This is a genomic window from Mesorhizobium sp. P5_C1 (genome assembly GCF_054049815.1).
On record NZ_JBFULQ010000360.1, the window covers coordinates 1 to 5,824 of the forward strand.

6 protein-coding genes are annotated in these 5,824 nt (G+C 62.8%); 4 read left to right on the plus strand and 2 right to left on the minus strand.

Annotated elements, in window-relative coordinates:
* The 4 genes from ACXJ7R_RS22990 to ACXJ7R_RS23005 all read left to right on the plus strand — a co-directional run.
* The coding region (locus ACXJ7R_RS22990) for a carboxyl transferase domain-containing protein (RefSeq protein ID WP_457153856.1) at positions 1–656 on the plus strand (656 nt) is incomplete at its 5' end.
* A gap of 1 nt (position 657) precedes the next feature.
* Positions 658–1,185 carry an O-acetyl-ADP-ribose deacetylase gene (locus tag ACXJ7R_RS22995; RefSeq protein ID WP_457153857.1) on the plus strand — a complete coding sequence of 176 codons (528 nt, stop codon included), beginning with the start codon at positions 658–660 and terminating at the stop codon, positions 1,183–1,185.
* A gap of 120 nt (positions 1,186–1,305) precedes the next feature.
* Positions 1,306–1,677: a hypothetical protein gene (locus tag ACXJ7R_RS23000; protein ID WP_457153858.1), complete on the plus strand. Its 372-nt coding sequence runs from the start codon at positions 1,306–1,308 to the stop codon at positions 1,675–1,677.
* 136 nt (positions 1,678–1,813) lie between these two features.
* Positions 1,814–3,796: an acetyl/propionyl/methylcrotonyl-CoA carboxylase subunit alpha gene (locus ACXJ7R_RS23005; protein ID WP_457153859.1), complete on the plus strand. Its 1,983-nt coding sequence runs from the start codon at positions 1,814–1,816 to the stop codon at positions 3,794–3,796.
* Positions 3,797–3,882: 86 nt separating this feature from the next.
* Here the strand turns inward: ACXJ7R_RS23005 and ACXJ7R_RS23010 are convergent, their stop codons facing one another.
* Positions 3,883–5,004, minus strand: a complete 1,122-nt coding sequence (locus ACXJ7R_RS23010; RefSeq protein WP_457153860.1) for an ABC transporter substrate-binding protein — start codon at positions 5,002–5,004, stop codon at positions 3,883–3,885.
* Between the two features lie 422 nt (positions 5,005–5,426).
* Positions 5,427–5,693, minus strand: coding sequence for an SEL1-like repeat protein (locus tag ACXJ7R_RS23015; protein WP_010915070.1), 267 nt, complete (start codon positions 5,691–5,693; stop codon positions 5,427–5,429).
* Positions 5,694–5,824 lie beyond the last annotated feature (131 nt).

Below are 5,824 nucleotides of genomic sequence, written 5' to 3' on the forward strand. Positions count from 1 at the left end.
AGTTCAAGCAGAACTACGGCACTACGCTGATCACCGGCTTTGCCCATCTCCATGGCATGCCGGTCGGCATCATCGCCAACAATGGCGTGCTGTTCTCCGAGAGCGCGCTGAAGGGCGCGCACTTCATCGAATTGTGCTGCCAGCGCAAGATCCCGCTGGTCTTCCTGCAGAACATCACCGGCTTCATGGTCGGTCGGAAATACGAAGCGGGCGGCATCGCCAAGGACGGCGCCAAGCTGGTGATGGCGGTGGCCACCGCCAGGGTGCCGAAGGTGACTGTCATCATCGGCGGTTCGTTCGGCGCCGGCAATTACGGCATGTGCGGCCGCGCCTATTCACCGCGCTTCCTGTGGATGTGGCCGAACGCCCGCATCTCGGTGATGGGCGGCGAGCAGGCAGCGACGGTGCTCGCCATGGTCAAGCGCGAAGGCATCGAGCGCAAGGGCGGCGAATGGGGCGCCGAGGAGGAGGCAAAATTCAAGAAGCCGATCCTGATGAAATACGAGCATGAGGGCCATCCGCTCTACTCGTCCGCCCGCCTTTGGGACGACGGCATCATCGACCCGGCGAAGACGCGCGACGTGCTGGCGCTCAGCCTGTCCGCCGCGCTCAACGCCGAGATCGAAGAGACGCGCTTCGGCGTGTTCAGGATGTGACATGAACGACCATCTGCGGATCCAGGTTCATGCCGGCGACATCACCAAACTGGTAGTCGACGCCATCGTCAACGCCGCCAACACCTCGCTTCTCGGTGGTGGCGGGGTCGATGGCGCTATTCATCGCGCGGCCGGCCGTGAGCTCGAGTTCGAATGCCGCATGCTGAACGGATGCAAGGTCGGCGAAGCCAAGATCACCAAGGGCTACAAACTTCCGGCGCGGCACATCATCCACACGGTCGGGCCGGTCTGGCAAGGCGGCGGCAAGGGCGAAGCCGAACTGCTGGCCTCCTGCTATTTCAGCTCGCTCGAACTCGCCACGGCCAATGATTGCCGCACGGTGGCGTTTCCGGCGATCTCGACGGGTGTCTATCGCTACCCGAAAGATGAGGCGACGCAGATCGCCGTCGACACGGTCAGCACGTTCATCGAGAAACGAACAATGCCGGAAACCGTCACTTTTTGCTGCTTCGACGACCAAACGGCTGAACTATACCGGCAGGCCGTTGCTGCCCTGCGAAAGAGCTGAACTGCATGGACCAACCGATTCACCAGCATAGGCAAACTCGAATCTCCGCTGGCGAGCTGGCGGGGCGGCAAAATATTCGCTATCGCTCATCCTGCACAGTGCAATGGGGACAGGGCGGAAATGAAACTGAAATATTGCCAGAGGATGGCGACTTCGATACTTGCAGGCTTTCTTATATTCGAGATGACGGGCGCCGGAATGGCCGGCTCGCTGGCAGGAAGCAAGGGCGATACCCGCTATCCTGTTTACTTCCCCGTCGGCRCAATGGGCGGCTGTGGGAAGGGTTACAATGCCTATGTCGCGGCCAGCGGTCATTCAGCTTATGCTTTGACCCCGATCGCCCGGATGACAGAGTTCTTCATCTGCGGCGTCCACCTGAATGCCAAGACCCAGAAGGCAGCGGAAGACCTGGCGCTGAGATCATGCCAGGGAGGTCTCAAGAAATACAAATTCCAGACCAGCGGCGCCTGCAGTATCGCGGCGTCCAAGTAGACAGAACTGGGCACTGCGGAGAGCACCTCGCTGGCAAGGGAGTGCTCTCCAGTGTTGAGCAAATGCTTGCCCGAACAGACGGGGGCGCAAAGGAACGCCTGCTTCGCGTGAAGCAAACTCTGGCTACGGAGGCGCCATGTTCGCCAAGATCCTGATCGCCAATCGCGGCGAGATCGCTTGTCGTGTGATCCGCACGGCGCGCAAGCTGGGCGTGCACACCGTTGCCGTCTATTCGGATGCCGATGCGAAATCCCTGCATGTCGAGTTGGCCGATGAAGCCGTGCGCATCGGCCCCTCGCCCATCGGCGAAAGCTATCTGCGTGGCGACAGGATTGTCGCCGCAGCCCTGGCGACGGGCGCGCAAGCCATCCATCCCGGCTACGGCTTTCTGTCGGAAAACCCCGATTTCGTCGACCAGGTGGTGGCGGCGGGGTTGGTTTTCATCGGTCCGTCGGCGGCCTCGATTCGGGCCATGGGGCTGAAGGATGCCGCCAAGCGGCTGATGGAAAAGGCCGGCGTGCCGGTGGTGCCGGGCTACCATGGCGAGGCGCAGGAGATCGTGCTGCTGGCCTCCAAGGCGCGCGAGATCGGCTATCCCGTGCTGATCAAGGCGCGTGCCGGCGGCGGCGGCAAGGGCATGCGCCGGGTCGAGCATCCCGATGAGTTTTCCGAGGCGCTGTCCAGTGCGCGCCGCGAGGCAAAGGCCGCTTTCGGTGATGACCGCGTGCTGGTCGAGAAATATGTCGACAAGCCGCGCCATATCGAGGTGCAGGTGTTCGGCGACAACTTCGGCAATGCCGTACATCTCTATGAGCGCGACTGCTCGGCGCAGCGCCGCCACCAGAAGGTGATCGAGGAAGCCCCCGCACCCGGCATGACCCCGGCGCTGCGCAAGGCGATGACGGATGCGGCGGTTAAAGCCGCCAAGGCGATCAATTATTCCGGCGCCGGCACCATCGAGTTCATCGTCGATGCCTCGCAAGGCCTGAAGGCCGACCGCTTCTGGTTCATGGAAATGAACACCCGCCTGCAGGTCGAACACCCGGTCACCGAAATGGTCACCGGCACCGACCTGGTCGAGTGGCAATTGCGGGTCGCCAGCGGCGAAAAGCTGCCGAAGATGCAGAACGAGATCGCGCTTACCGGCCATGCCTTCGAGGCGCGCATCTATGCCGAGGATGCGACAAAGGGGTTCCTGCCGGCGACCGGCACCTTGCATCATCTGAAGTATCCGGACGCGGCCCCTGAAGGCGCCACGATGCGCATCGAGACCGGCGTGCGGGCCGGTGATGCCATCTCGCCCTATTACGACCCGATGATCGCCAAGCTGGTCGTCCACGCAAAGGACAGGCAGGCGGCCCTGGAAGCGCTCGGCGCGGCGCTGTCGCAAACCGAGATCGCCGGCTCGACCGTCAACACCGCCTTTCTTGTCGCTCTGGCCGCCGATCCGGACTTTGCCGCTGGCGATGTCGACACCAGCTTGATCGCCCGGCATCAACCGGCACTGACCGAGGTCGCGCCGCCGAGCGATGAAACCGTTGCGGCAGCCGCGCTTGCGGCTTCGGGTGCCGGCGCATTGCCGGCGTCGAGCGACCCCTGGTCGTCGCTTGCCGGCTACGCGCATTTCCACAGCGTGGCCCGCCGCACACGGCTGAAGTTCGGCGAAATCGATATCGCGGCAAGGGTTTCGATGCGACCGGACGGGCGGTTCCGGGTGGCGCTGGACGAGCCCTACGACAACGCCAACCCGCATGATTTTCGCGCCACGCCACGCCTCGCCCGCTGGCCCGGCCATATCACGGTGTTCGAAGGCGCCGTTGGCTATACCTTCACTGTGCCGGACCCGCTGGCGCGGGCGGATGAGGCGGCGGCAGGCGCCGGCAGCCTGCGCGCGCCGATGCCGGGGCTGGTCAAGCTGGTGCGCGCGGCCAAAGGCGATGCGGTGATCAAGGGCCAGCCGCTGCTGATCCTTGAAGCGATGAAGATGGAGCACACCATCGCCGCGCCGCATGACGGGGTGATCGCCGAGATTGCCACCGAAGGCGCGCAGGTCACCGATGGGACGGTGCTAGTGCGGTTCGTCGAGGACCAGAGCGCCTCGACCGCAGCCGCAAGCTGACAGTCGAAAGCGGACGACTAATTACAAAGAAAAATGGCCGGGACGAACCGGCCATTTCCTTATGCTATGTGGTCGCCAGGCGACGACTACTGCGCAATCGGCGCGTACTTGCCGTCATGCCACTGGTTGATGTCATAGCTGGCGTTCTTGAGGTCGCCCTTCTCGTCGAAGGTGACGTTGCCGACAACGGTGCTGATCGGCGTGCCGTTCTTCAACGCTTCGGCAACCTTGCCCGGATCGTCGCTGCCGGCGCGCTTGACGCCTTCGGCGAAAGCCTGGACCACCGCGTAGGAGAACAGCGTGAAGCCTTCCGGCACGAAGCCGCCGGCCTTAATCTTCTCGACGGCTGCCTTGGCTTCAGGCTTTGCCTGTGGATCCGACGGGAAGACGAACATGGTGCCCTCGCCGGCCGGGCCGGCAACCTGCCAGAATTCCGGCGAAGCGATGGAGTCCGGCATGATCAGCTGGAACTTCAGGTTCTGTTCCGCCGACTGGCGCAGGATCAGACCGGCTTCAGGATGATAACCGCCGAAATAGACGACGTCCGCCTTCAGATCCTTGAGCTTGGTGACGAGAGCCGAATAGTCCTTCTCGCCGGCATTGATGCCGTCATAATACACCTCTTTGAGGCCACCRGCATTCATGGTTGCCCTGACGGCGTCAGCCACGCCCTGTCCGTAGGCGCTCTTGTCGTGCAGGACGACGACGTTCTTGCCGGCAAACTTCTTGGCGATCCATGGACCTATGAAGGCACCCTGCGCATCGTCACGCGTATAAAGGCGCATGATCGTCGGCCAGCCGGCCTTGGCCGCCGCGTCGGTCAGCACCGGGTTTGACGAGGCCGGGCTCATCATCAGGGCGCCGGCTTCGGCATAGACGGCAGAGGCCGGGATGCTCGAACCCGAACAGGCATGGCCATCGACGAACTTGACGCCATCGGCGACGATGCGGTTGGCGACCGACACGGCCTGCTTGGGATCGCACTGGTCGTCCTGGATACTCAGCTTGATCTGGCGACCGTCGACACCACCCGCCGCATTGATCGCGTCAGCAGCGGCCTGTGCGCCCTGCTTGAACTGATCGCCGATGGTGGCGAGTTGTCCGGTCATCGGACCGACCACCGCAAAGGTGAGGTCGTCGGCGAATGCGACCGGCGCACTCATCATCAGGCCAAAAACGGCCGCGCTCAAAATACTCATTTTTTTCATGGTGATAGAACTCCTCCACTCACGCGCGGCCGCCCGGCCGCGCTTCTTCCAGAGAGGCGGGACAATTTCATCCTTCACCGGGCCTGTCTAGGCGCATCGGCAGCACTCGATTGGGCCTGCAAGACGTCATCCACGCAAAAAAGCCACGCCAGCCTTGTTTCGGCCGGTCGTGGCTTTTTGCTCGTCAAGCGGCCCCAAGCGCCCCCGCGCCCCGAAATCCCGCTCGCCTTCCCCGCATCGCGCGACTGAGCCTCGCCGGCCTGCCGCGTTCTTCTTATCTCTTGTTTGAGCCTGGTTCCGAAACCATGCTCCAGGTCGTCGACCGTCTTGCGCGGCCTTCCATTCCGCCGGGTCTGGCCGTCTGTGCGGTCTTGATCCCGGGCTTCCCTGTCTTGGATAGGTCTATCCGCGGTCGGCGGATATCAGTGCATGGTCATCCATTCGCGGGCTTCGCGAAGCGCCTTGGCGATCTCGACCTTCGACATCGCCGCCGACAGTTCGGAGCGCAGTTCCGCAGCGCGGGCCGAACCCTTGATCGCGGCGATGTTGAACCATTTGTGGGCGGCAACGACATCGGTCTCGCAATCGCGGCCGGTCGCATACATCATGCCCAGTTCGAAAAGAATGTCGGCCTGGGCAGTTGCCCCCATGGCGCCGAAGCCTGCTTCAAGCATTTCAAAACGTGCCATTTCAATCCCCTGTTCTTGGCCCTGTCTGGCTCCCGAGAGCTGCCTTCGTTTGTCCTTGCGGGCTGCTCTTCCGATGCTTTCGAGAATGCCGTGGAGGCTTGAATCCGTCGTTAAATGGCGTGCTTAATTTG